This window comes from Streptococcus sp. Marseille-Q4154, from assembly GCF_916700545.1.
In the GTDB taxonomy this organism is placed as follows: Bacteria; Bacillota; Bacilli; order Lactobacillales; family Streptococcaceae; genus Streptococcus; species Streptococcus infantis_I.
In genome coordinates, this window is the sequence record NZ_CAKAKN010000001.1 from 975440 (window position 1) to 1000188 (window position 24749).

Genomic DNA, 24749 nt, shown 5'->3' on the forward strand with positions numbered 1-24749 from the left:
AAGCTCCTCAATTTATTTTTGTAACCTTTCCGACTTCTTGAAGGTCATTCTACATGCTCTAGCTTGAAATGTTATATTGAAAACAAACTAAGCATCCATATTTTCTAAATCTTTTAGTTTAACAGAGACAATCTTAGAAACACCAGATTCTTGCATAGTTACTCCATAAATAGAGTCTGCGGCTGCCATGGTTCCCTTACGGTGGGTAACAACGATAAACTGGCTATCCTTGTCAAATCGATTGAGATAATCTCCAAAGCGTTTAACGTTAGCTTCATCAAGTGCAGCCTCTACTTCATCCAAAATAACAAATGGAATGGTCTTGACACGAATAATTGAGAAAAGCAGAGCCAAAGCTGACAAGGCCTTCTCTCCACCACTCATGAGGTTGAGAGATTGGATTTTCTTGCCCGGTGGTTGCACAGAGATTTCAACACCTGCTGTCAATAAATCCCCCTCGGTAAGGATTAGGTCCGCTTGACCACCACCAAACATCTGCTTGAAGGTCACCTTGAAGGATTCACGAATAGCTTCAAAGGTTGATTTAAACCGTTCCTTCACTTCATCGTTCATCTCTGTAATAGTTTCAAGAAGAAGATTTTTGGCAGAAAGAATGTCATCACGCTGACTATTTAAGAATTCCAAGCGTTCGTGAACTTCGTCAAACTGTTCAATAGCATCCAAATTGACTGGACCAAGTGAGCGGATAGATTTTTCTAAATCCTTGACCTCTTGTTCAGCGACAGCCAAATCTTCTAACGGATTGGCTTGTTCTAAAGCTTCCGTATAACTAATCTGGTATTCTTCAGTCAGTTGACCTTGAAGATAGCGAAGGCGGTCCGTAATCTTCTCTTTGGTTGCTTCTGCACGTGTTTGCTTACGAATCCATTCTTCATTTTGCTGACGAGCTTGTTCTAAATGACTAGCAATATCATCCAATTGACCTTCAATATCATCCAGCTCAAACTGCTTACGAATAAGCCCTTGTTGAATTTCTTCCTTCTGACTCTTAGCTTCTGCTTCCTGCTTGGTCAAAAGTTCCGTATCAACCTTTTCAAGATTGTCTACCTTTTCTTGGAGAAGGCGTTCGATTTCATCTTGCTCCATATCAAGGTATTCAAGCTCTTTGTTAATCCGTTCAATATCTGCAACTTCGTAACGTTTTCGCCCTATCATTTCTGTTTTGAGAAGACGTTCTTGAGAAATTTTATCCTGCAAGCTTTGGTAACGTTCCTGGATAGCATTTTTATTGGACTTGATTTCTTCAATCTCAGACTCCAGCTTTTGCTTTTCAGTTGAAATAACTGCAAGACGTTCTTGGCATTTTTCTTTTTCAGTTTGCCAATCTCCACCTCTGAGATTGTTTAATTCTTTTTCCTGAAGTTCTAAAAGTGTTTCGAGTTCTTCGACTTGTTGGTAAGTTTGTTGATAAGCAAGGTACAAACCTTGTTCCTGAATACGAGCTTGCTCTCCCTGGAATTTAATAGTTTCCAAAGTTTGACTAAGTTCATTCAAGGCTACTTGAACAGATTTCAGATTTTCTTCTTCCTGACCAAGGAGCTTTTCTTCTTGAGCAATCTCTTTTTGCAATTGCTCCAATTCAGGCTTGATGAAAATACTGTTATTTTGACGATTGGCACCACCAGCATAAGAACCACCTGTTCGCAATTCTGTACCATCGAGGGTTACCATTCGAACCTGATAACGTACCTTGCGAGCTGCATCACGCGCATGCTCAACTGTATCAAAGATAGCTGTTGTAGCTAGCAAATTTTTAAAAATAGCTTCAAGCTTAGCATCAAAAGTAACCAATTCATCAGCCATGCCAAGAAAACCTGGACTTGCAGCAATCATCTCTTGGTTCTGACTAGAAATGCTACGAGCCTTAATAGTTGTTAAAGGCAGGAAGGTCGCGCGACCAGCTCGGTTTCGCTTAAGGAAGTCGATAGCCTTAGTCGCTGCCTGTTCGTCTTCAACGATGATATGTTGGCTACTTGCTCCGAGGGCAATTTCGAGGGCTGTCTGATAACGAACATCAAAAGTTAAATGTTCACTGACCGCTCCGACAATGCCACCCAGGCGATTTTTTTCTTGTAGAACACTCTTAACACCCGCATAGAAATTACTGTGGTTTTTAAGAATGTTTTCCAGACTTTGCGCCTTGGCCTGTTTGTTTTTCAGACTATCCAAACGGTCAAAGAGTTGATTTTGCTGACTTTGATAAGCCTGCTTTTGTTCTTCTTCCTGTTTAGCATGCGTCTGATAGTCTGCAAGTAAGGTCTGTACTTTTTCTTTTGCTGATTTAAGAGCAGTTTCTTGCTCACTAGCCTTAGACTTAGCAGAAGCTAATTGTTCCTTCAAGGACTCCAATTGTTCTTCTTGCTTTTGAGTCTGTTGGCGACTATTTTCAAGATCATTTTCAATCCGTGTCAACTGGTTAGAGACATCTGCTTCTTCCTGCAAGAAAGCAACAAAGCGCTCACGCAGTTGCTCAATCATCTGATCAGGATCATCAGAAAAAGCTAACAACTCAGCTTCTAAACGATTGAGCTCCTTGGTATTGACTGCTAGATTTGCTTCTAACTGACTGAGATTTGCTTCTTTTTCTTCCTTCTCTTGAATAAGAGCATTTCTCTTTTCATCCAAACTAGCTAAACGAGCTTGAGCCTCTTGTTGATTGAGAGCAACCTGCTCTGTCTCCAGTTTAGACAAGGCCAATTTCCGTTCTAAATCACTGATTAGAGCAGTCAAATCCATCAAACTAGTTTGATCTTTAGCCATCTCTGCTTGTAAATCTTGTCTCTGCTTCTTAAGAGATTGATTTTCAAGTTCTAGTGACTCGCGTTTTTGATAATAACTAGTCAACAGTTCTTGGACTTGGTTTAATTCTTCTTCTGTTAGATCCAATTCAGCCTTATTGGCTTGAATTTGTGCAACCAGAACATCCAAGTAAATACCTTTACGCTGACTGTCCAAGTCCATAAATTTACGAGCTGTTGCTGCTTGCTTTTCTAAGGGCTTGATTTGATTGTCTAACTCATAGATGATATCTTCCAAGCGGTCTAAATTGTCTTGAGTTTGTTGCAGTTTACTTTCCGTCTCTTTGCGACGAGTTTTATATTTTAAAACTCCCGCCGCTTCTTCAAAAATAGCGCGACGTTCCTCAGGTTTGGAGTTAAAGATTTCTTCGACCTTCCCTTGAGAAATAATAGAGAAGGAGTCGCGCCCAAGTCCGGTATCTAAGAAAAGATCATGAATATCACGAAGACGGACTTTTTTCCCATCAATCTTGTATTCACTATCCCCAGTACGATAGATATGACGCTCCACCTTGATTTCCTGTCCTGCATCCTTGATGAAACCGTCCTGATTATCTAGAGTAACGACTACAGAAGCATAGTTTAATGGTTTTCTACTTTCTGTCCCTGCAAAGATAACATCAGGCATCTTCCCACCACGAAGACTTTTGACACTGGATTCCCCAAGAGCCCAGCGTAAACTTTCTGTGATGTTAGATTTTCCAGAGCCATTGGGTCCTACAACCGCTGTTACTCCTTGGTCAAAAACAACCTTGGTCTTATCAGCAAAGGACTTAAATCCCTGAATCTCAATTTCTTTTAAATACATGAATCCAGTCCTTCCTCAACTGCATTTTTAGCGGCTTCTTGTTCGGCCAATTTTTTAGATCGTCCTTGACCCCTACCTAAACTTTGACCTTCGACAAGAACTTCAACCTCAAACATCTTATCGTGGGCAGGTCCGATCTCTGAAATGACCTGATAACGAATATCAACATCACCATTGACTTGGAGTAATTCTTGGAGATGAGTCTTGTAGTCTTTAATCATCTCAAAATCACCAGCCTCAACCTTCGGTATCATGACCTGGTAGATAAACTCTTTTACTGTAAGTAGATCCTTATCTAAAAGCAGGGCACCCAAAAAGGCTTCGAAAGCATCTCCCAAGATGGTATCTCGATTACGGCCTCCAGATTTTTCCTCTCCCTTTCCTAGCTTGATAAACTGGTCAAACTGGCAATCACGGGCAAAACCAGCCAAACTCTCTTCACGTACAATCATGGCACGGAGTTTAGACAGGTCACCTTCTGGTTTTTTAGGATATTTTTGGTACAGATATTCTGAAATCAATAATTGCAGAACAGCGTCTCCTAAAAATTCCAAGCGTTCATTGTGTGAAATTTTTAAGAGGCGGTGCTCATTGGCGTAACTAGTGTGAGTAAAAGCTGTTTCAAGTAATTGTTTATCTGAAAAAACAAGCCCAAAACGTTGCTCTAACACGGTTTCTAATTCTCTCATAAGAACCTCTTTCTAAAACATTATAATACACTCCATTATACCAAAAAATAGAATCATAGTCAGAAAATAACCGTTAAAAGTCCTTTTTCTGACTTGTGTTTAAAATCAATCCATTACTAGCAGTTCAGGCTATTTTTTGGTATAATAAATCATATGGAAATTGAAAAAACCAATCGAATGAATGCTCTGTTTGAATTTTATGCAGCCCTTTTGACTGATAAGCAGATGAACTATATCGAGCTCTACTATGCAGACGACTATAGTTTAGCTGAAATTGCAGAAGAGTTCGGTGTCAGTCGTCAGGCTGTTTATGATAATATCAAACGAACGGAAAAGATTCTGGAAGATTATGAGATGAAACTTCATATGTACTCTGACTACATTGTTCGCAGTCAGATTTTTGATCAGATCATTGAGCGCTATCCAGAAGATCCTTTTCTCCAAGAGCAAGTTGAGATTTTAACAAGTATTGATAATAGAGAATAAGAGGAATAAATATGGCATTTGAAAATTTAACAGAACGTTTGCAGAACGTCTTTAAAAATCTACGTAAAAAAGGAAAAATCACAGAGAGTGATATCCAAGAAGCAACCAAGGAAATTCGTCTGGCTCTTTTAGAAGCCGACGTTGCTTTGCCAGTGGTTAAGGACTTTATAAAGAAAGTTCGTGAACGTGCCATTGGGCATGAAGTCATTGACACCCTCAATCCAGCTCAACAAATCATCAAGATTGTTAATGAAGAGTTGACGGCAGTTCTTGGTTCTGATACAGCTGAGATTATCAAGTCTCCAAAAATCCCAACTATTATCATGATGGTTGGTTTGCAGGGTGCTGGTAAAACAACTTTTGCAGGTAAACTTGCCAACAAACTCAAAAAAGAAGAGGATGCTCGTCCTTTAATGATTGCGGCCGACATCTATCGTCCTGCTGCTATCGACCAATTGAAAACACTGGGACAACAAATTGATGTTCCTGTCTTTGCTCTTGGAACTCAAGTTCCTGCAGTGGAGATTGTTCGCCAAGGTTTGGAGCAAGCTAAAGCCAACCATAACGACTATGTCTTGATTGATACAGCCGGTCGTTTACAAATCGACGAACTTCTCATGAATGAGCTTCGTGATGTTAAAGCTCTTGCTCAACCAAATGAAATCCTTCTCGTCATCGATGCCATGATTGGTCAAGAAGCTGCTAACGTTGCGCGAGAATTTAACGCTCAATTAGAAGTTACCGGTGTCATCCTTACCAAGATTGACGGGGACACTCGTGGTGGTGCGGCCCTTTCTGTTCGTCATATCACAGGAAAACCAATCAAGTTCACTGGTACTGGTGAAAAGATTACCGACATTGAAACCTTCCACCCTGACCGTATGGCAAGCCGTATTCTTGGTATGGGAGATATGCTGACTCTGATTGAGAAAGCTTCCCAAGAATACGATGAGCAAAAAGCCCTTGAAATGGCTGAAAAGATGCGGGAAAACACCTTTGATTTCAATGATTTCATCGATCAGTTGGATCAGGTGCAAAACATGGGGCCAATGGAAGATTTGCTCAAGATGATTCCTGGTATGGCCAACAATCCTGCCCTTCAAAATATGAAGGTGGATGAAAAACAAATTGCTCGCAAACGTGCCATCGTCTCATCTATGACTCCTGAAGAACGTGAAAATCCAGATTTGCTCACTCCAAGCCGTCGTCGTCGTATTGCAGCTGGTTCTGGTAATACCTTTATCGATGTCAACAAGTTCATCAAAGACTTTAACCAAGCTAAACAACTCATGCAAGGTGTTATGTCTGGTGATATGAACAAGATGATGAAGCAAATGGGCATCAACCCTAACAACCTTCCTAAAAATATGCCTGGTGGCATGGATATGTCAGCTCTTGAAGGAATGATGGGACAAGGTGGTATGCCGGATATGTCTGCTCTTGGAGGAGCCGGAATGCCGGATATGAGCCAGATGCTTGGTGGAGGTCTCAAGGGTAAAATCGGTGAATTTGCTATGAAGCAATCCATGAAACGTATGGCCAACAAAATGAAAAAAGCTAAGAAAAAACGCAAATAAAAAAGGACTCAATTGAGTCCTTTTTTATTGTTCATTTCTAAGTTTCTCCAAGGTTTGCTTGAATATTTCTGGAATATCAGCAGTAAATTCCAGTGTTTCACCCGTTCTTGGATGGGTAAATCCTAGCGTTTTAGCATGGAGAAATTGCCCATGTCCCTTTAGTGTTTTACGAGGACCGTATACCTCATCACCAGCGACAGGATGACCGATATAAGCCATGTGCACACGGATTTGATGAGTTCGCCCTGTTTCCAGTTGCAACTCTAATAAAGAATAATCACCAAAGCGTTCCAAGACATGGAAACGTGTCACTGCTGGTTTCCCTTTGGCAGTCACAGCTTGTTTCTTACGGTCTTTTTCGCTACGACCAATCGGTGCCTCAATGACACCACGGTCATTTGGAAGATTCCCATGAACGATAGCCCAATATTTTCGGAGAGATTTCTTGTCTTTCAATTCTTGAGCCAGGGCCATGTGAGCTTCATCATTTTTAGCAATCATGAGAAGCCCAGATGTATCCTTATCAATACGGTGGACAATTCCTGGGCGCAGCACACCATTGATTCCTGATAAGTCTTTGATATGATACATAAGGGCATTCACCAAGGTACCACTGGTATGACCAGCACTTGGATGAACAACCATGCCTTGAGGTTTGTTGACTACTGCTACATCTTCATCTTGATAAATGATTTCTAAAGGAATATCTTCAGCAACATACTCCAAAACCTCTGGTTCGGGAATTTGATAAGTGATCATATCTCCTTCTTGGACTGTATATTTGGCTTTCTTGACCTGGCCGTTGACCAAGACTTTACCAGACTTGATTTGTTCATTGGCGAGACTACGAGACAATTCTGTCAAATCTGACAAAGCCTTATCTAGGCGTATCCCGCCTCTTTCAATTTTAATTTCCATTCATTTCCTCTTTTAGCATTGCAAGCAATAACACAACGACCCCTACTGTCAGATAACTATCAGCCACATTGAAAATCGCAAAATTGATAAAGTCTAAGTGAAACATATCCACGACAAATCCTTGGCTAATGCGATCAATGAAGTTTCCAAGACCACCTGCAATAATCAGAACCAATCCAAAGACTGTCCAGACGGAATCTTCTATATGCTTGTGCAAATACCAGATAGCGCCTGCCATAACTACTAGAGTAATCACCGCAAAAAACCACTGTTGATCTTGAAGCATAGAAAAAGCTGCTCCCCTATTTTGCAGATAGGTTAAACTAACTAGATTTGGGATCCATGATTTAACTTCACCTAGAGCAATATTCTGAACGACATAAGCTTTTACCAATTGATCTAACACGATTAAGGCTGCTATAATCCCTGCTACTATTCCTCTTTTTTTCATGCTTTCCTCTTCTGATCAAAATACTCTTGCATGACCTCTACAAATAAAGTCCCTGCTTGACTCAAGTCTACTTCTTCACGTTTAACATAAACCATGCGATTATTGAGATTATCATTTAGTGGAATAACGGTGATTCCGTTAACGCTATCGCTATCTAAGAATCCAGAACCAGTCGCATAAGCATTAGTTCTTTCAAGAATTCCATTTAAAGTAGCACGGTCTGTTACGTTAAACATCTGAGAGCTGGCACTTGTATCCACAAAGTTTTCTGAGTAATAGAGATATTCATCCTTTTCTTGCGTGAATCGAACTGTTGGTAAATCTGCCAAATCCTCCATAACCAACTCTTTTTTCCTAGCTAAGGGATGTCCTTCACGCAGATAGATATGCGTCTGGAAAGGAATCAACTCAATCACTTCAAGACCTAACTTTTCAACCCGTTGCATGATCCCCTTTTGGTTTTGATTGTTGAGGTAAATAATCCCAATCTCACTATGACCTTGGGCTACTTCATCCAAAATCTGAACAGTTGTAGATTCAAAAATACGGAAATTTTTATAGTCTGGGTACCGTTGAGAAAAAGTTGTGATAGTCGGTGGCAAGAAATCATAGTGCTGGCTGGCTATTGAAAACTCATCCTTTTCCTCTTCAGGATTGGCATACTGGTTCTGGAAAATATCAAATCCTTTAACCAACTCTTGTGCCTTTTCATAAAATTCCATTCCACGGCGAGTAAGAAATGTCCCTGAACTAGTTCTACGGAAAATCTTGAATCCTAGCTCTTTCTCCAGGTCTCTTACAGAAATAGATAGACTGGGTTGGCTAACGTACATTTTCTCAGCCGCTTCACGAAAAGTACCACTATTTGCAATAGCAACAACGTAGCGTAATTGTTGAATATTCATGATTTCTCCTTCGTTTTCTATCTTATCATTATACCATAAATAAAGCCTATCCAACAAAGGAAAATCATGAGACAGTTACTTCTAAAAAAGGAAACAAAAAAACACCTTTAAAGCTAGACCCAAAATCCAACTAAAAAGGGGTGTTATCAAATGCGATTATTTAGCTGCTGCGTAAAGCTCGTCTACTTTGTTCCAGTTAATCACTGAGAAGAAAGCTTTGATGTAGTCAGGACGAACATTGCGGTATTTCACGTAGTAGGCATGTTCCCAAACGTCCAAGCCCAAGATTGGTTTCTTACCTTCTGAGATTGGTGTGTCTTGGTTTGCTGTTGAAGTCACTTCAAGCTTACCTTCTTTGTTAACAACCAACCATGCCCATCCAGAACCGAAACGAGTTGTTGCTGCTGCAGTGAAAGCTGCTTGGAATTCTTCGAATGAACCAAAAGCTTCATCGATTGCTGCTGCAAGTTCTGCTGAAGGAGCTGTTTTTTCAGGGGTCATCAATTCCCAGAAAAGAGCATGGTTCAAGTGGCCACCACCATTATTGATAAGAGCTTGACGAATATCTGCAGGGATAGATTCAACATCTACAAGCAAAGCTTCAAGGTCTTCACCGATTTCAGGGTGTTTTTCAAGAGCTGCATTTGCGTTATTTACATATGCTTGGTGATGTTTGTCATGGTGTAAATGCATTGTTTCAGCATCAATATATGGTTCCAAGGCGTCGTAAGCGTATGGAAGATCTGGTAAGATAATAGCCATCTGTAATACCTCTTTTTCTTTCTATATAAAAATGATAACGCAAACAACCTTTTTTTTCAAGTTATTTGCTCAATTTGACTGGCTCGCAATCTGCAATAAAGCTTTCTCAAACAAGTACCCTTTTTCGTAAACACCAGTCTTAATTTGATAATCTGCCTGGATGAGATAACGAATAGAATCTTGTAGGAAATTCAGGGACAATCCTCGCGTGTCACGAAGGGCAAATTTGATTTGATAGGGATTCGGATTGCGACCAAGATAGTGCCCCAAACCGCTGACCATCTGTGATTCTGTCTGACCAGACTCTTGCAATATTTTTACCTGTGTATAGAGTCTAAACTGCCCCAGCATAATGGCAATCAGTTTAATCTCATCTTCACCCTGTAAGGTCAAATCTTTAACTAAATCTCGTGCCTGATCAATTTTCTTAGTTAATATTAATTGGGTCAAATCAAAAATATTATCCTGCAAAGTCTTTGGAATGGCTTCAACAATATCTTCTTCTGTTATCAAACCACTATCCTTATAAGACAGTAAGAAGAGCAGGTTTTTCTGAATTTCACTGAATTGAAAACTAGATTTGATAAGCAACTGTTCAAAGGAATTTCCATCAAAAGTAAGTCCTTGTTCCTGAGTCCACTTTTGAAAATAGGCTCGCAACTCTTGCTCTTTAGGTTCAAGAGCCTCAAACACAGTTGCATCTCTCTTGAGTAATTTGACCAAGCGTCTCTTGCTATCTAACTTGCCTTCCGCAAAGATTACTAATTTACTTGAGGGTACAGGATTTTCCAGATAGTCTTCAAAGGCCTTGAGCTCATCATCAGTTAGATAGCGTTTTTTAGCAGTTGTAATATCCACAAAGTGATCTAGGATCACAATTTTTTCATCCGCAAAGAAAGGAAGACTGACCAGCTCAAGTTCCAAGCTATTGTAGTCTACTTCTTTCATGTCAAAATAAGCAAAATTCAAATCTGCAGGGTCGTACCCGATTTGCTTAAGAACTTGTGCTTTCATGACGTCATACTGGCCTTGATCTGCCCCTGTAAACAGGGTCAAACTAGGAAGGTTTGCTAAGGATAGCTTTCGACTTTCTTCTATGGCTAGCATTTATTCTCCTTTCTTTTTAATTTAGCTTCTGTTTAATCCATATAATTCAATTTTCCACGGAAATCCTCTAGGCTTTGGTATCCTTTTTCCGTCATAATTTCTTTGAGTTCCTTTGTAATACGTTCAAAAGCACCTACACCTTCTTTATGAAGAGTAGTTCCTACTTGTACCATGCTGGCACCACATAGGATATGTTCAAAGGCATCACGCCCTGTGAGCACTCCACCAGTTCCGATGATTTGAATTTGAGGATTTAAGCGTTGATAAAAGGCATGGACATTGGCAAGTGCAGTTGGTTTAATGTATTCTCCACCAATTCCACCAAAGCCGTTCTTAGGACGAATCACGACAGACTCATCTTCTATATAAAGACCATTTCCAATAGAGTTGACACAGTTGACGAATTTGAGTGGATATTTGTTGAAAATTTCTGCTGCCTGGTCAAAGTGAACAATATCAAAATAAGGTGGAAGCTTAATTCCAAGAGGTTTTGTAAAGTAGGCAAAGACTTCTGACAAGATACGGTCTGTTGTTTCAAAATCATAGGCAATCTGAGGCTTACCTGGAACATTTGGGCATGAGAGATTGAGTTCGGTTAAACCACGAAAATCACTTTCTTGAACCTTCCTCAAGATGGTATGAGTTTCCTCTGGAGACATCCCAACTAAAGAGAGAAAGAAGGTACGATTTGGTTCCTTTTCTTGCAATTCCAAAAGGTAGTTCAAGTAATAGTCTAAACCATTATTTGGGAGCCCCATAGAGTTAATAGAACCAAGTGGAACATCTTGATAGCGTGGTTCAGGATTTCCCTGACGAAATTCCAAGGTTGCAGTCTTGGTGACAAAGGTTCCTGCTGCTGAATTTTTGACACCTTCCAATTCCTCAATTGTCATACAAGCAACACCTGCCGCATTCATCAAGCAATTATCAAACTCAAAACCAGCAATCTGTGTTTTCGTTGATACCATGATTCTATTCCTCCAAAATCCATTATTTCTTTATTATTATACCATACTTTGGCAGGAGCCTTTTAATAAAACTAACCCTATAAAAAGGTTTCTAATTCAACTAATAAAACTAGCTTATTCAAATTGAAAGAATTTTTAGAAAATTTATGTTTTTTTCTTTACACTGAAAATTTTTTCTGCTATAATGTCTCATGTAATAAAATATGACAACAAAAAAAGGAGAACGATATGACATCTGCTAAAGAATATATCCAAAGCGTGTTTGAAACTGTAAAAGCTCGTAACGGGCATGAGGCTGAATTTCTCCAGGCGGTTGAAGAATTCTTCAGCACTTTGGAACCTGTTTTTGAAAAACACCCTGAGTATATTGAAGAAAACATCTTGGCACGTATCACTGAACCTGAGCGCGTAATTTCTTTCCGTGTTCCTTGGGTTGACCGTGATGGAAAAGTTCAAGTTAACCGTGGTTACCGTGTTCAATTTAACTCTGCTGTTGGACCATATAAAGGCGGACTTCGTTTCCACCCAACTGTAAACCAAGGGATCTTGAAATTCCTCGGCTTCGAACAAATCTTTAAAAACGTTTTGACTGGACTTCCAATCGGTGGAGGTAAAGGTGGATCCGACTTCGATCCTAAAGGCAAAACTGATGCTGAAGTGATGCGCTTCTGCCAAAGCTTCATGACTGAATTGCAAAAATACATCGGACCTTCTCTTGACGTACCTGCTGGTGATATCGGTGTCGGCGGACGTGAAATTGGTTACCTTTACGGACAATACAAACGCCTCAATCAATTTGATGCTGGTGTCTTGACTGGTAAACCTCTTGGATTTGGTGGTAGCTTGATTCGTCCAGAAGCAACTGGTTACGGTTTGGTTTACTACACTGAAGAAATGCTCAAAGCAAACGGAAACAGTTTTGCAGGTAAGAAAGTGGTTATTTCTGGTTCTGGTAACGTTGCTCAATATGCAGTCCAAAAAGCAACTGAACTTGGTGCAACTGTGATCTCAGTATCTGACTCAAATGGTTATGTGATTGATGAAAACGGAATCGACTTTGACCTTCTTACAGATGTGAAAAACAACCGTCGTGCTCGTTTGACTGAATACGCTGCAGAAAAACCAACTGCTACTTACCATGAAGGTTCTGTATGGACCTACTCAGGCAACTACGACATCGCCCTCCCATGTGCGACTCAAAATGAAATTGACGGTGATGCTGCAAAACGTTTGGTAGCTCAAGGTGTGAAAGTTGTCTCTGAAGGAGCAAACATGCCAAGTAACTTGGAAGCTATCCATGTTTACAAAGAAAATGGTGTCCTTTACGGACCTGCAAAAGCTGCCAATGCTGGTGGTGTTGCTGTATCTGCCCTTGAAATGAGCCAAAACAGTCTCCGTCTTTCATGGACTCGCGAAGAAGTGGATACTCGTCTTCAAGGTATCATGACAAATATCTTCAATACTGCTAAAACAACTGCAGAAACTTACGATCTTGGTACTGATTACCTTGCAGGTGCAAATATTGCAGCCTTTGAAAACGTAGCAAATGCTATGATTGCCCAAGGTATTGTTTAAAAATAAAGATCATTATCAAAAAAGCAACAACTTATTAAGTTGTTGCTTTTTATCATATTCAAATAAAGTATATCAAACTCTTATTAAGAAACGATAAATGTTTCACCACAGTTTTCACAAGTTAAGTTAGTTCCAATTACTCCATCTGTTGATGTATGACAATTAGGACAGTAGGCCCGTTTTGCTGACAATCTATAAGATAATTGATCTTGTAATACTTTTCCCTTTGTTTCTATAACATCTTCTTCAAGTTCTTCAAATTCAAGAACTGTCATCAAACTTTTATTATATTGTTTCATCCTTGGTTGTATTAAAAATAAAATAAATGATATGACAATAAATAAGAAAAATAATATGAATAAAATTGTAACTATCAAAAGCCACATAAAGTAGAAATCGTGAAGTAATCCTTCTTTTTTTCCTAATAACCATCTTATTTCCTTATCTATGGACTGATAAAATTTCAATCCCGAGACAATACAAATGAAAGATACTAGCGGATAAACAAATTTTGATATCATTAAACGATAGCGTCTCATTTATACTTCCTTTCTAGATAACCATGCACCACAATAATCACATGATTTACCCTGACCTAAGTCAAGCAAATTCTCCCCACTGCATGATGGACAAATAACAGGATAGGTGTTTTTATGAATCTTATGCTTTTCAAATAAGGTGAATAATGCTTGTATCTGTTTTTGTGTCTTAATTTCCTCTTCTCTCTTTGATTCTCGGTAAGTTAGGATCAATATCACAATCAAATTAAGCAAATACCAAGGAATTAAAAGAAATAAAAATCGGATAGACCATTCCCTGGATTTTACTAGTTCAAAAAGTGATGAAAAAGTAATTAAAACAAGCATTTGAAGTAGATTCTTTTGTTTCAACTTTTTCAAGGAAAAGGAATCTTTAATTGTTTTTCGGAATAAGAATAAAATAATTAAGGCAATAACGACATAAGAAATATTTTGGAATGCTAAAAACACTAAACTTATAACAATAGGAATCCCGATAGCCTTCCCCAAGAGTATAAAATCAAGATTTTTTAAAATAACATTAGTTGGTTCATCTTCGAGAGCAAAGATAGCTAGTGATAGAACTACAAAACAGAGTATTACTATATTTGAAATTAACCAATGAAAGACTTCTTTCCAATTATTCTTAATATACTGTTTCACCTATCTTCTCCTCTAGTTGCTATATATTCTCTATAAAGAGCTTTCCCATTATATATCTCATCCAAAGCTTTGACTTTAATTTTTATATTTTCTAAAACACCAAAGCTATAAAATGCAAAGGAAGACAAAAAGAAACCTGATAAAGAAAAAATAATAGGTGTCACTATTGAGAAAATCGGCTTACCATATCCTAGAAATAGAGTTGCAATCAATAGTGAAATAAAAAATGTTGCACTTGTTAATCCCATAAAAAGTATACTTAATAAACGAAATACTTGATACATTCACAATATCCTCCTATAATAAATTTCCTAACTGTTTAACTGTCTAGTTTTTCTAATTTTCCTTCTACATTGATACAATTTCATAAATTTAATGTTCAAACAAAGAATACATATGTATCAGTATAAAAAATGGGAACTCTGAAAGAAACAGAACTCCCAAAATAAGCTAATGATTGGGATTAGAAACTTGATAGAATCAAAATATTATAAAGATTTTTAAGACATATGTATATTTCATCCCACATTTTATTTTAAAATTTAAACTTTATCTAGGTTGACCGCAATTAGAACAAAACTTAGCTTCTTCAGAAAATTCAGCCCCACACTGACTACAGAACTTAGCTAAAGCATCCTCTTTACTTGAATCGAATTGATTCTGTTCGGAACTATTATTAGCTTGGTTAAGTCCTTCGATATTTCCTACAAGGTTGTTAAGTTTGGCTCCTATTCCAAGACCCATAGCAACTTCCATACCTACACCCATTAGTTTTCCATCAGAATTTTCATTTTTCGCTGCTTCTTCTAGAATATCAAATTTTCGCTCCTCCTGATAGTTAAATCCTTCGATATCTCGACTTGTAGTCTTAATTTTAGCATCTACAATTTGTTTATGGAATTTGAAAATATCTTTATATCCCTGACATCCTTGATTAACTTTTAGAGATTCAATCTTAAATTCTTCAATACGAATACCATACTTATCGAACTGATTCTCTAAAATCTTAGATAGTTCAGAACCAATTTCATTGCTGTGCATTTCAATATCAATAACAGCAATCTGATTACTATAGACAACTTTTGAAATAGCTGAACTAATTAGTCCAATGGTAGCTTGCCTAAAGCGTTTTTGAAAAATATCTACTGTAATAAGATCAGGCTGACTTGGCATAAATTCCAATAAAAATGCTTCCAAGTTTACAATTCGAGGAACAAAATTTCCATGTAATTTCAATTCGACAGGAATATCAGTCTCTGGATCTCGTACTAAAATAGCTGAAGGAGTTCCCCAACCAATGGGTTGTAAATCATACAAATTTACGAACCATAGATTTGATGAATTCTGTAAAACACCACCACTGACAAAGGTTTTAAATTCATCCAATAACTGTGTATCAGAGATTTCAATCTTATGCTTTCCTGCATTAAATCTAGCTAATTCTTTCCCATTTGAAAATAATATTGCACATTGTCCAGGGTTAACAATTAATGTTGAACCAGATTTAATATCCGTTTTAGGATGTCTCCAAGCAAGTATATTTCTGGTATTTTCTCCTTCGTACCGAATAACATCAAACATTTTTAAAGCCATGGTTTCTCCTTTTATAGTTTCCAAAAATTATAATCAATCAAATCATATTTTCTTACTTATACTTATATTTATATTATATAATCTCGTTATTAAAAAGGCAACTCAAATTATTAAAGGTTATATCAAGCAAATTGAGACTTAATATGAGCTTTATATGTAAAAATACCTATCCAAATGGATAGGTATTTTTGATTACAATTTACCTGCTACTGCATCCAACAATTCTTGGATTTTCGCTTGGTTGCTTCCTCCTGCCATGGCCATATCTGGTTTACCACCACCACGTCCATCGACGATTGGAGCTAATTCTTTAATCACATTACCAGCATGCACCTCTTTTGTCTTGCTAGCTACAAGGACATTGACCTTGTCACCGATAGCTGCGACAAGAACAAGGACATCAGAGTAGTCTTTTTGTTTCCAGTTATCCGCAAAGGTACGAAGGGCACCTGCATCTGATACAGATACTTGGCTGGCAATGTAACGGTGGCCGTTTGCTTCTTGAACATTCTTGAAGACATCACCTGCCGCTGCTGCTGCCGCTTTTTCCTTCAATTCTGCATTTTCTTTTTGCAATTGACGGAGTTGTTCTTGAAGTCCTTCGACTTTGTGAGGTACTTCTTTGAGTTGAGGAGCTTTCAAGGTTGCTGCGACTGCTTTCAGTGCATCTTCTTGTTCACGATAGGCTTCAAAGGCTTCCTTACCAGTCACTGCCAAGATACGACGAGTTCCTGATCCGATCCCTTCTTCCTTGACAATCTTGAAGAGACCGATTTCAGAAGTATTGCCAACGTGAGTACCACCACAGAGTTCCACTGAGTAGTCACCAATGGTCACAACGCGGACTTCTTTACCGTATTTCTCACCAAAGAGGGCCATAGCACCCATTTCTTTGGCTGTGTCAATGTCTGTCTCAACAGTCTTGACTGCGATGGCTTCCCAGATCTTCTCATTGACTTGTTGCTCAATAGCACGCAATTCTTCTGGAGTCACAGCTTGGAAGTGGGTGAAGTCAAAGCGGAGAAATTCTACTTCGTTGAGTGAGCCTGCTTGAGTTGCATGGTGGCCAAGGATATTGTGAAGGGCCGCATGGAGCAAGTGAGTTGCTGTGTGGTTCTTCATGACACGGTGACGACGATTGCTATCGATGGCCAAAGTGTATTCTTGGTTCAAAGCAAGCGGTGCAAGGACTTCAACAGTATGAAGAGCTTGTCCATTCGGTGCCTTTTGAACATCCGTTACGGTCGCTACAAGGTTTCCTGCAGCATCCAAGATTTGACCATGGTCCGCAACCTGTCCACCCATTTCAGCGTAGAATGGAGTTTCTGCAAAGATCAGAGATGCAGTTCCTTCTGAAACAGCTTCTACTTCAGCGTTATCTGCAACGATAGCTACTAATTTTGAAGGCAATTGGCTAGCATTGTAGTTGAAGACACTCTCAACAGTGATATTTTGAAGGGTTTCGTTTTGCATACCCATGGAGCCGCCTTTGACAGCTGACGCACGCGCACGTTCTTGCTGCTCTTTCATGGCTGCTTCAAAACCTTCACGGTCTACTGTCATTCCAGCTTCTTCAGCGATTTCTTCTGTCAATTCAACTGGGAATCCATAAGTGTCATAAAGCTTGAAGACATCTGAACCAGCAATGACAGATTGACCTTTTTCTTTCAAGTCTGCAACGATGCTTTGGGCAAAGTGTTGACCTGAGTGAAGAGTGCGGGCAAATGACTCTTCCTCGCTCTTGACAATTTTTTCGATAAAGTCACGTTTTTCGAGCACTTCTGGGTAGTAGCTTTCCATGATCTTACCAACAGTTGGAACGAGTTTGTAAAGGAAAGGCTCATTGATACCCAATTTTTGACCATGCATAGAGGCACGACGGAGCAAACGACGAAGGACATAACCACGGCCTTCATTTCCAGGGAGAGCACCATCGCCAATAGCAAATGAAAGAGAACGGATGTGGTCAGCGATGACCTTGAAGCTCATGTTGTCGCCATCTTGGTCATAAACCTTACCAGATAACTTCTCAACTTCGCGGATAATAGGCATAAATAGGTCTGTTTCAAAGTTGGTCTTAGCGCCTTGGATAACGGCTACCAAACGCTCCAAACCAGCGCCCGTATCAATGTTCTTGTGTGGCAATTCCTTGTATTCGCTACGAGGTACAGCTGGATCTGCATTAAATTGTGACAAAACGATGTTCCAGATCTCGATATAACGATCGTTTTCGATATCTTCTGCGAGAAGTCGAATACCGATATTTTCTGGGTCAAATGCTTCACCACGGTCGAAGAAGATTTCTGTATCTGGTCCAGAAGGTCCGGCACCGATTTCCCAGAAGTTGTCTTCGATTGGGATCAAATGACTTGGATCTACTCCCACTTCAATCCAGCGGTTGTAAGAATCCGTATCAGCTGGGTAGTAAGTCATGTAAAGTTTTTCAGCTGGGAAGTCAAACCATTCAGGGCTTGTCAAAAGCTCATAAGCCCAAGTAATGGCTTCGTCACGGAAGTAATCACCGATAGAGAAGTTCCCCAACATTTCAAACATGGTATGGTGACGCGCAGTTTTCCCTACGTTTTCGATATCGTTGGTACGGATGGCTTTTTGCGCATTGGTAATCCGTGGGTTTTCAGGAATAATGGTTCCATCAAAGTATTTCTTAAGGGTAGCAACCCCTGAGTTGATCCACAAAAGTGTTGGGTCGTTGACGGGAACCAAGCTAACTGATGGTTCTACAGAGTGGCCTTTACTGGCCCAGAAATCAAGCCACATTTGGCGGACTTGTGCACTAGATAATTGTTTCATTTGTATCTCCTTTTTTAATCTGATTGGCTTTCTAGCATCTCTACATAGTCGATAGCGACACAGAGGGAAATGACTAGGTCTGCATAAGATTCGTCGTAGACGGTCACGGTATAAGTCGAGGTTAAATGGAACAGTTCCTTAGCAATCTCCGCAATTACTTGGTCACGATCGTCCAGCAATTTAAAATTCAAATCCCAGACATTTCCTTCGATACGAAGACCGAGATTGTCAAATTCATACTTATCTCTAAAGAACGTCAACTTCTTCCGGATATAAAAACTATCGCCGTTACTCAGTTGAATTTCAAAACGAGGTAGGAAAGTTAAGACTTCCTTACTAATCTCACTGACCTGTTCACCAGCAACATCATAGATGGTAAAAGTTTTAGGAATCTTAAAAAATGAACCTTCAACCTGATAGGCGACATTGCCCAACTCATCCTTGATATCAAAACGTTCACCACCTAGGCGAAATTTCTGTTTGACAAGAAATGTTCTCATAAACACCTCCAAAAATAAAAGACAAATCCATATCACGAAGGGCGAAAAACCGCGGTACCACCTTCATTCAATGAACTTGTCATTCTTTCGTTCTTATGCAATTGTTAGATTGAGTAGCATGATTTTCTATCTTAGATGGCTCGCAGCACCGCCATTTCTCTGGTCTAAGATGGAGAGAAAATCAATTCTCAACTCTCTTATTATAACGTTTTTTTAAGCTTGCGTCAACTGGAAATAATCCTCATTTAAATAACCAACTCCCTATATCCCTGATGACTTTTTCAGGATATATTTTTTCTTACTGCTATCACTCTTTTTATCCCAACTTTTATCCCACATTTTCGAATTGCTAAAGATAGCTACGAAAATATTTGCAAATATAAAGAACCCTATCACCAAATGTATGGAATCAGTTGTTAGATATTGCCGATCCAAGCCATCCTTTAAATGGAATAGTATAATTGTTTGGTCAACAATCAAAAAGGTTGGCCAGTAACTTTTTTTGAAAAAAGTAGACATTTTCATGATTTGTTACCGCTTTCTATTATGATAAGATTAGTATACTACTAGGAAATAAAATAAGCAAATAGGATAGTAAAAATAAACAGTTATACAAATTACGATCTATTCAAAAAACGAACCAGATTTACTGATTCGTTTTTATTTTATATACTTCTACTTCCGATACATCTTAAACTGTAGAAAGAGGTCACTGTAGATTCCTGTCCATTTATGGTCAAACTTCTCATAAACTTCGAGGTGTTTCATAGTATCTGCATCTGGATAGAAGGACTTGTCCTCTTTTGTCTCCTCGGGGAGCATTTCCTTAGCAGCATTGTTTGGTGTTGAGTAGCCAACATACTCAGCATTTTTTAGAGCATTTTCAGGCTTCAACATAAAATTAATGAAGGTATAGGCTGCATCTTGGTTCTTGACAGTTTTAGGAATAACCATGTTGTCAAACCAGAGGTTACTTGCTTCTGTCGGCACAACATATTTGAGGTTAGGATTCTTTTCCAACATCTGGCTAGCTTCCCCTGAGAAGGTCACACCAATAGCAGCATTGTTCTGAATCATGTAACCCTTCATCTCATCGGCTACAATTGCCTTGATATTAGGAGTTAGCTCATACAGTTTATCAACCGTTTGTGACAGTTGTTGAGGATCTTTTGAGTTGAGGCTATAGCCTAGTGAGTTAAGACCTAAACCAAGCACTTCACGCGCCCCATCAAAGAGCATGATAGAATCCTTGTATTCTGGTTTCCAGAGGTCGTCCCAATGTTCAGGCGCTTCTTCCACCATGGTTTCATTGTAGACAATACCCAAAGTTCCCCAGAAGTATGGGATGGAGTACTGATTGTTTGGGTCAAAGGACTGGTTGAGAAATTCTGGACCAATATTCTCAATTCCCTCAATCTTACTATAATCTAATGGAACTAAGAGGTCTTCGTCCTTCATCTTGTTGATCATGTACTCACTTGGGATGGCAATATCATAGGTTGTCCCACCCTGCTTGATTTTCGTGTACATGGCTTCGTTAGAGTCAAAGGTTTCGTACTGGACTTGGATTCCTGTTTCTTCTGTAAATTTCTCTAGAAGTTCAGGGTCGATATAGTCTCCCCAGTTGTAGATAACCAGTTTTTGACTATCCCGACTATTGATTTTACTATCAAGATGATAGGAAATTCCCCACAAGACAAGGATAATTGCTAAAATTCCAGTTAAAAATGAATAGAGTCGTTTCATGCTTGCTCCTCCTTCTCACGTGAAATGAAGTAATATCCAACAACCAGGATAATACTAAAGAGAAAGACCAAGGCTGAAAGAGCATTGATTTCAAGCGAAATTCCCTTACGAGCCCGAGAATAAATCTCTACTGAGAGGGTTGAAAATCCATTCCCTGTTACAAAGAAGGTCACGGCAAAGTCATCCAACGAATAGGTGAAGGCCATAAAGTAGCCTGCAATGATAGACGGCGTTAAGTAAGGAAGCATAATTTCCTTAAACATCTGGAACTGGCTAGCTCCAAGGTCATAAGCCGCATGGATCATATCTCCATTCATCTCTTTCAACCGTGGCAAGACCATGAGCACTACGATTGGAATCGAGAAGGCTACATGACTGGAAAGTACCGTCAGAAAGCCAAGTGAAAACTTGAGTTGGGTAAAGAGAATCAAGAAACTGGCACCAATCATAACGTCTGGTGCAACCATCAAAATGTTATTGAGAGATAGAAAGGCTTCTTGGTACTTTTTACGTGATTGATAGATGTAGATAGCACCAAAGGTACCAATAACAGTCGCAATCAGGGCTGATAGGAAGGCTAGTAAAAAGGTCTGAACCAAGATGAGCATGAGTCTTCCATCTCCAAACATGGTTTCAAAGTGAGACAAACTAAAGCCTGTAAAGCTGTTCATATCATCCCCGGCATTGAAGGCATATCCGATCAGGTAAAAGATTGGTAAATAAAGGACGATAAAGACAAAGGCTAGATAAAGATTTGATAATTTTTTCATCGTTCTCTCCTTTCCTTAGTCACCCACATAGTGATAAACATAGTCAGGATAAGAACAACACCGATAGTTGAACCCATACCGTAGTTGTCATTGGTCAAGAAGTTCTGCTCGATGGCAGTCCCCAAGGTAATCACTCGGTTCCCCCCAATTAAACGGGTCAACATGAAAAGGCTCAAACTTGGGATAAAGACAGATTGAACTCCGCTTCGCACCCCGTTCATAGACAGAGGGAAGATGACATGGCGGAAGGTTTCCCACTTAGTTGCACCGAGGTCATAGCTGGCATTAACGAGATTGTTATCCATATCATCCAAAACATTGAAGATGGGCAAAATCATAAATGGAAGCTCGATATAGCTTGCGACAAAGATAAATGAGAAATCTGTAAAGAGCAACTGCTGAGAACCGATTCCGATAAATTCTAGAAACTGGTTAATAGAGCCATTTTGACCAAAAATCCCGATAAAGGCATAGGCCTTGAGCAGTAGGTTTATCCAGGTTGGCAGAATAATCAGCATGAGCCAGAGTTGACGGTGTTTGAGACGGGTCAAAAAGAGGGCTGTTGGATAGCTGATGAGAAGCGTCACTAGAGTTACAATTCCTGCATAGAGCACTGAGTTAAAACTCATTTTCAGATAGGTCAAATTTTGTGACGCAAAATAGGATTTATAGTTTTCTAAACTAAACTGGCCTTCAATGTTGAAAAAGGATTGTCCAAAAATCAAGACCAAGGGTGCCAATACAAAGAGTGCAATCCAAAGCATGTAGGGCACTACAAAGAGTTTAGAGGTTGTTTTCTTCATCTCTCTCCTCCTCGATAGCGTTAATTAAACCTGCTTCATGCTCTTCGATTTCTACGTACTCTTCGATACGAGCATCGAACTCTTCTTCTGTTTCATTGAGACGCATGATGTGGATATCTTCTGGCTCAAAGTCCAGACCGATTTCCTCACCAACGATGGCCTTACGAGTCGAGTGAATCATCCATTCGTTACCGAGTTCGTCATAGGCGATAATCTCATAGTGAACCCCACGGAAGAGCTGCGTATCGACCTTCACTTGAAGTTTTCCTTCTTCTGGCAGAGTAATGCGCAAGTCCTCTGGACGAATGACGACTTCGACCGGTTCATTTGGCTTCATCCCACCGTCAACCGCTTCAAATCGTTTGCCATTGAACTCGACCAAGTAGTCCTCAATCATGGTTCCTGGCAAGATATTTGATTCACCGATGAAGGTTGCAACAAAGTGGTTAATGGGCTCATCATAGATATCAACTGGTGTACCAGACTGAACGATTTCACCGTCATTCATAACAAAAATCCAGTCGCTCATGGCCAAGGCTTCTTCCTGATCATGGGTAACAAAAACAAAGGTGATGCCCAAGCGTTGTTGCAGTTCACGTAGTTCGTACTGCATGTCTGTTCGCAACTTTAAGTCCAAGGCTGATAAAGGTTCGTCTAATAGGACCAATCGAGGTTGGTTGATGATCGCACGCGCAATAGCTACACGCTGGCGTTGGCCTCCAGATAACCTACGGATAGAACGTTTTTCGTAGCCTTCAAGCTGTACCATCTTGAGAACTTCTAAGACACGTTGTTCGATTTCTTTTTTATCGACCTTTCGCAATCGCAATGGAAAGGCAACATTTTCAAAGACATTCATGTGCGGGAACAAGGCGTAAGATTGGAAGACCGTGTGAACATCGCGCTTATTGGTAGGGATATCATTGATTCTTACGCCATCCAGCAAAATATCACCCGTCGTTGCGTCTAGCAAACCTGCAATGATATTTAGGATGGTTGATTTTCCTGAACCAGAAGCTCCTAGCAGTGTATAAAATTTTCCTTCTTCCAACTCAAAGTTAATATCCTTGAGAACCTTAGTGTCACTATCTTCAAAAACTTTAGAAACGTTTCTGAATTCGATAATTGGTTTTTTCAATTCCTCTAAATTCCTTTTTCTTCGTAAATTAACAGATTGGGACCTTGTAAAATGCTAGCAATGACTGTAAGGAATTGACCCAAACCATATCTAGCGATAAAATCCCAATCTTTGTATAATGTTTAATAATAATGTTATTCGTGTTCACCCAAGATACGAACCTCTCGCTCAAGGGTAACACCAGAATGTTCTTTAACTTTTTCAATGACAGACTCAATTAAGTCTTCATAATCTCGAGCTGTCCCATCGGCTACATTAATCATAAAGCCTGCATGTTTTTCTGAGACTTTGACACCACCGATACGGTAGCCCTTCAAACCAGCTTCTGAAATCAATTGTCCTGCAAAATGCCCAACTGGACGTTTAAAGACAGAACCACAAGAAGGATATTCCAATGGTTGTTTGAGTTCTCGAAGGTGGGTCAAACGTTCCATTTCTTGATTAATAGTCTCATAATTACCTGGAGATAGTGCAAATTTAGCTGATAAGACTACTGCTCCAGAATCTTGAATAGCTGAATGACGGTAACCAAAGGCTAAGTCCTTGGCTGATAAAGTCTCGATTTCTCCATCCTTGGTCAATACTTTGCAAGACTGCAAAATATGAGCAATCTCACCTCCATAAGCACCAGCGTTCATAAAGACAGCTCCACCGACGCTTCCTGGAATTCCACAGGCAAACTCAAATCCTGTCAAACTATGACGAAGAGCGATTCGAGTGGTTTCAATCAAGTTAGCTCCCGCTTCTGCTTCAATGGTGTAACCATCGACTGAAACATTATTGAGCTTGTCACACATAATGACAAAGCCACGAATTCCGCCTTCTCGGACGATAATATTACTTGCATTTCCAAGAACCATCCATGGGATATTTTCTTGATTGGCAAATTTAACGACACGAGCCATCTCGTAGCGATTACGAGGAAAAACTAAGTAATCTGCCTTCCCTCCAACTTTTGTGTAGGTATAAGTTTTTAATGGCTCATCGAATCGAATGTCAATTCCTTCTAAGGTTTCTTTTAATTTATCTAATACAGTCATTTTTCTTATCCTTTTATAAAATCCATTCCATTATACCATTTTTAGCGATTTTTTTCGATGATTTTCTAAGCTTTTTCTCTGACAATATTAAAAAGAGGCTAG

Annotated in this window: 23 protein-coding genes; 3 read left to right on the top strand and 20 right to left on the bottom strand. The window is 39.4% G+C overall.

All coding sequences use genetic code 11. From position 1 onward, the window contains the following. Positions 1-87: 87 nt before the first annotated feature. Positions 88-3627, bottom strand: a complete 3540-nt coding sequence (gene smc / locus LG369_RS04925; RefSeq protein ID WP_225750448.1) for a chromosome segregation protein SMC — start codon at positions 3625-3627, stop codon at positions 88-90. Then, positions 3618-4316, bottom strand: a complete 699-nt coding sequence (gene rnc / locus LG369_RS04930) for a ribonuclease III (protein WP_225750449.1) — start codon at positions 4314-4316, stop codon at positions 3618-3620. Before rnc ends, smc begins: the two co-directional genes overlap by 10 nt. A 153-nt stretch (positions 4317-4469) precedes the next feature. Between rnc and LG369_RS04935 the strand changes: the two genes are divergently transcribed. Further along, complete coding sequence (locus LG369_RS04935; RefSeq protein ID WP_225750450.1) at positions 4470-4802, top strand: putative DNA-binding protein; 333 nt, start codon at positions 4470-4472, stop codon at positions 4800-4802. A gap of 11 nt (positions 4803-4813) precedes the next feature. Continuing rightward, the gene (gene ffh, locus LG369_RS04940) at positions 4814-6379 is read left to right on the top strand and encodes a signal recognition particle protein (protein ID WP_225750451.1); all 1566 of its coding nucleotides are present in this window, start codon (positions 4814-4816) and stop codon (positions 6377-6379) included. A 24-nt stretch (positions 6380-6403) separates the two neighbouring features. Here ffh and LG369_RS04945 read toward each other — a convergent pair whose 3' ends face one another. The 6 genes from LG369_RS04945 to LG369_RS04970 form a co-directional block, all read right to left on the bottom strand. Next, the gene (locus tag LG369_RS04945; protein ID WP_225750452.1) at positions 6404-7297 is read right to left on the bottom strand and encodes an RluA family pseudouridine synthase; all 894 of its coding nucleotides are present in this window, start codon (positions 7295-7297) and stop codon (positions 6404-6406) included. Beyond that, the gene (gene lspA / locus LG369_RS04950) at positions 7287-7748 is read right to left on the bottom strand and encodes a signal peptidase II (RefSeq protein ID WP_070459565.1); all 462 of its coding nucleotides are present in this window, start codon (positions 7746-7748) and stop codon (positions 7287-7289) included. Before lspA ends, LG369_RS04945 begins: the two co-directional genes overlap by 11 nt. Further along, positions 7745-8653 carry a LysR family transcriptional regulator gene (locus LG369_RS04955; RefSeq protein ID WP_225750453.1) on the bottom strand — a complete coding sequence of 303 codons (909 nt, stop codon included), beginning with the start codon at positions 8651-8653 and terminating at the stop codon, positions 7745-7747. The genes lspA and LG369_RS04955 overlap by 4 nt, the downstream gene beginning before the upstream one ends. 156 nt (positions 8654-8809) lie before the next feature. After that, positions 8810-9415 carry a superoxide dismutase gene (sodA, locus tag LG369_RS04960; protein WP_225750454.1) on the bottom strand — a complete coding sequence of 202 codons (606 nt, stop codon included), beginning with the start codon at positions 9413-9415 and terminating at the stop codon, positions 8810-8812. A gap of 69 nt (positions 9416-9484) precedes the next feature. Further along, a complete protein-coding gene (gene holA, locus LG369_RS04965) occupies positions 9485-10522 on the bottom strand; it encodes a DNA polymerase III subunit delta (RefSeq protein WP_225750455.1) in 1038 nt (345 codons plus the stop codon). A 32-nt stretch (positions 10523-10554) separates the two neighbouring features. Beyond that, positions 10555-11490: a dihydroorotate oxidase gene (locus LG369_RS04970; RefSeq protein WP_004252587.1), complete on the bottom strand. Its 936-nt coding sequence runs from the start codon at positions 11488-11490 to the stop codon at positions 10555-10557. A 228-nt stretch (positions 11491-11718) separates the two neighbouring features. Between LG369_RS04970 and gdhA the strand changes: the two genes are divergently transcribed. Next, complete coding sequence (gdhA, locus tag LG369_RS04975) at positions 11719-13065, top strand: NADP-specific glutamate dehydrogenase (protein WP_225750456.1); 1347 nt, start codon at positions 11719-11721, stop codon at positions 13063-13065. 83 nt (positions 13066-13148) lie between these two features. Here gdhA and LG369_RS04980 read toward each other — a convergent pair whose 3' ends face one another. The 12 genes from LG369_RS04980 to murB all read right to left on the bottom strand — a co-directional run bounded on the left by LG369_RS04980 (position 13149) and on the right by murB (position 24647). Then, positions 13149-13604, bottom strand: a complete 456-nt coding sequence (locus LG369_RS04980) for a hypothetical protein (protein WP_025170560.1) — start codon at positions 13602-13604, stop codon at positions 13149-13151. Next, the gene (locus tag LG369_RS04985) at positions 13605-14246 is read right to left on the bottom strand and encodes a hypothetical protein (RefSeq protein ID WP_225750457.1); all 642 of its coding nucleotides are present in this window, start codon (positions 14244-14246) and stop codon (positions 13605-13607) included. Beyond that, the gene (locus tag LG369_RS04990) at positions 14243-14530 is read right to left on the bottom strand and encodes a hypothetical protein (protein ID WP_004252581.1); all 288 of its coding nucleotides are present in this window, start codon (positions 14528-14530) and stop codon (positions 14243-14245) included. Before LG369_RS04990 ends, LG369_RS04985 begins: the two co-directional genes overlap by 4 nt. 265 nt (positions 14531-14795) lie before the next feature. Next, positions 14796-15839, bottom strand: a complete 1044-nt coding sequence (locus tag LG369_RS04995; protein ID WP_225750458.1) for an SPFH domain-containing protein — start codon at positions 15837-15839, stop codon at positions 14796-14798. A gap of 192 nt (positions 15840-16031) precedes the next feature. Next, on the bottom strand, positions 16032-18650 hold the full coding sequence (gene alaS / locus LG369_RS05000) for an alanine--tRNA ligase (RefSeq protein WP_225750459.1): 2619 nt from the start codon (positions 18648-18650) through the stop codon (positions 16032-16034). 14 nt (positions 18651-18664) lie between these two features. Next, the gene (locus LG369_RS05005) at positions 18665-19150 is read right to left on the bottom strand and encodes an LURP-one-related/scramblase family protein (RefSeq protein ID WP_004252577.1); all 486 of its coding nucleotides are present in this window, start codon (positions 19148-19150) and stop codon (positions 18665-18667) included. Positions 19151-19411: 261 nt separating this feature from the next. Further along, on the bottom strand, positions 19412-19675 hold the full coding sequence (locus tag LG369_RS05010) for a hypothetical protein (protein ID WP_025170558.1): 264 nt from the start codon (positions 19673-19675) through the stop codon (positions 19412-19414). A gap of 150 nt (positions 19676-19825) precedes the next feature. Continuing rightward, positions 19826-20896, bottom strand: coding sequence for an ABC transporter substrate-binding protein (locus LG369_RS05015; protein ID WP_225750460.1), 1071 nt, complete (start codon positions 20894-20896; stop codon positions 19826-19828). Further along, positions 20893-21666: an ABC transporter permease gene (locus LG369_RS05020; protein WP_045763347.1), complete on the bottom strand. Its 774-nt coding sequence runs from the start codon at positions 21664-21666 to the stop codon at positions 20893-20895. The genes LG369_RS05015 and LG369_RS05020 overlap by 4 nt, the downstream gene beginning before the upstream one ends. Next, on the bottom strand, positions 21663-22469 hold the full coding sequence (locus LG369_RS05025; RefSeq protein WP_225750461.1) for an ABC transporter permease: 807 nt from the start codon (positions 22467-22469) through the stop codon (positions 21663-21665). Before LG369_RS05025 ends, LG369_RS05020 begins: the two co-directional genes overlap by 4 nt. Beyond that, on the bottom strand, positions 22450-23607 hold the full coding sequence (locus tag LG369_RS05030) for an ABC transporter ATP-binding protein (RefSeq protein ID WP_225750462.1): 1158 nt from the start codon (positions 23605-23607) through the stop codon (positions 22450-22452). The genes LG369_RS05025 and LG369_RS05030 overlap by 20 nt, the downstream gene beginning before the upstream one ends. Positions 23608-23741: 134 nt before the next feature. Further along, positions 23742-24647, bottom strand: a complete 906-nt coding sequence (gene murB / locus LG369_RS05035; protein ID WP_225750463.1) for a UDP-N-acetylmuramate dehydrogenase — start codon at positions 24645-24647, stop codon at positions 23742-23744. Positions 24648-24749 lie beyond the last annotated feature (102 nt).

Bases quoted from the DNA above. Each gene is read 5' to 3' on its own strand.
- LG369_RS04980 (WP_025170560.1), bottom strand. From the start codon at position 13,604: ATGAGACGCTATCGTTTAATGATATCAAAATTTGTTTATCCGCTAGTA.
- LG369_RS05020 (WP_045763347.1), bottom strand. From the start codon at position 21,666: ATGAAAAAATTATCAAATCTTTATCTAGCCTTTGTCTTTATCGTCCTT.
- LG369_RS04955 (WP_225750453.1), bottom strand. From the start codon at position 8,653: ATGAATATTCAACAATTACGCTACGTTGTTGCTATTGCAAATAGTGGT.
- LG369_RS04970 (WP_004252587.1), bottom strand. From the start codon at position 11,490: ATGGTATCAACGAAAACACAGATTGCTGGTTTTGAGTTTGATAATTGC.
- lspA (WP_070459565.1), bottom strand. From the start codon at position 7,748: ATGAAAAAAAGAGGAATAGTAGCAGGGATTATAGCAGCCTTAATCGTG.
- LG369_RS04995 (WP_225750458.1), bottom strand. From the start codon at position 15,839: ATGGCTTTAAAAATGTTTGATGTTATTCGGTACGAAGGAGAAAATACC.
- LG369_RS04990 (WP_004252581.1), bottom strand. From the start codon at position 14,530: ATGTATCAAGTATTTCGTTTATTAAGTATACTTTTTATGGGATTAACA.
- LG369_RS05010 (WP_025170558.1), bottom strand. From the start codon at position 19,675: ATGAAAATGTCTACTTTTTTCAAAAAAAGTTACTGGCCAACCTTTTTG.
- LG369_RS05005 (WP_004252577.1), bottom strand. From the start codon at position 19,150: ATGAGAACATTTCTTGTCAAACAGAAATTTCGCCTAGGTGGTGAACGT.
- alaS (WP_225750459.1), bottom strand. From the start codon at position 18,650: ATGAAACAATTATCTAGTGCACAAGTCCGCCAAATGTGGCTTGATTTC.
- gdhA (WP_225750456.1), top strand. From the start codon at position 11,719: ATGACATCTGCTAAAGAATATATCCAAAGCGTGTTTGAAACTGTAAAA.
- smc (WP_225750448.1), bottom strand. From the start codon at position 3,627: ATGTATTTAAAAGAAATTGAGATTCAGGGATTTAAGTCCTTTGCTGAT.
- LG369_RS04945 (WP_225750452.1), bottom strand. From the start codon at position 7,297: ATGGAAATTAAAATTGAAAGAGGCGGGATACGCCTAGATAAGGCTTTG.
- sodA (WP_225750454.1), bottom strand. From the start codon at position 9,415: ATGGCTATTATCTTACCAGATCTTCCATACGCTTACGACGCCTTGGAA.
- LG369_RS04935 (WP_225750450.1), top strand. From the start codon at position 4,470: ATGGAAATTGAAAAAACCAATCGAATGAATGCTCTGTTTGAATTTTAT.
- ffh (WP_225750451.1), top strand. From the start codon at position 4,814: ATGGCATTTGAAAATTTAACAGAACGTTTGCAGAACGTCTTTAAAAAT.
- LG369_RS05015 (WP_225750460.1), bottom strand. From the start codon at position 20,896: ATGAAACGACTCTATTCATTTTTAACTGGAATTTTAGCAATTATCCTT.
- murB (WP_225750463.1), bottom strand. From the start codon at position 24,647: ATGACTGTATTAGATAAATTAAAAGAAACCTTAGAAGGAATTGACATT.
- LG369_RS05025 (WP_225750461.1), bottom strand. From the start codon at position 22,469: ATGAAGAAAACAACCTCTAAACTCTTTGTAGTGCCCTACATGCTTTGG.
- rnc (WP_225750449.1), bottom strand. From the start codon at position 4,316: ATGAGAGAATTAGAAACCGTGTTAGAGCAACGTTTTGGGCTTGTTTTT.
- holA (WP_225750455.1), bottom strand. From the start codon at position 10,522: ATGCTAGCCATAGAAGAAAGTCGAAAGCTATCCTTAGCAAACCTTCCT.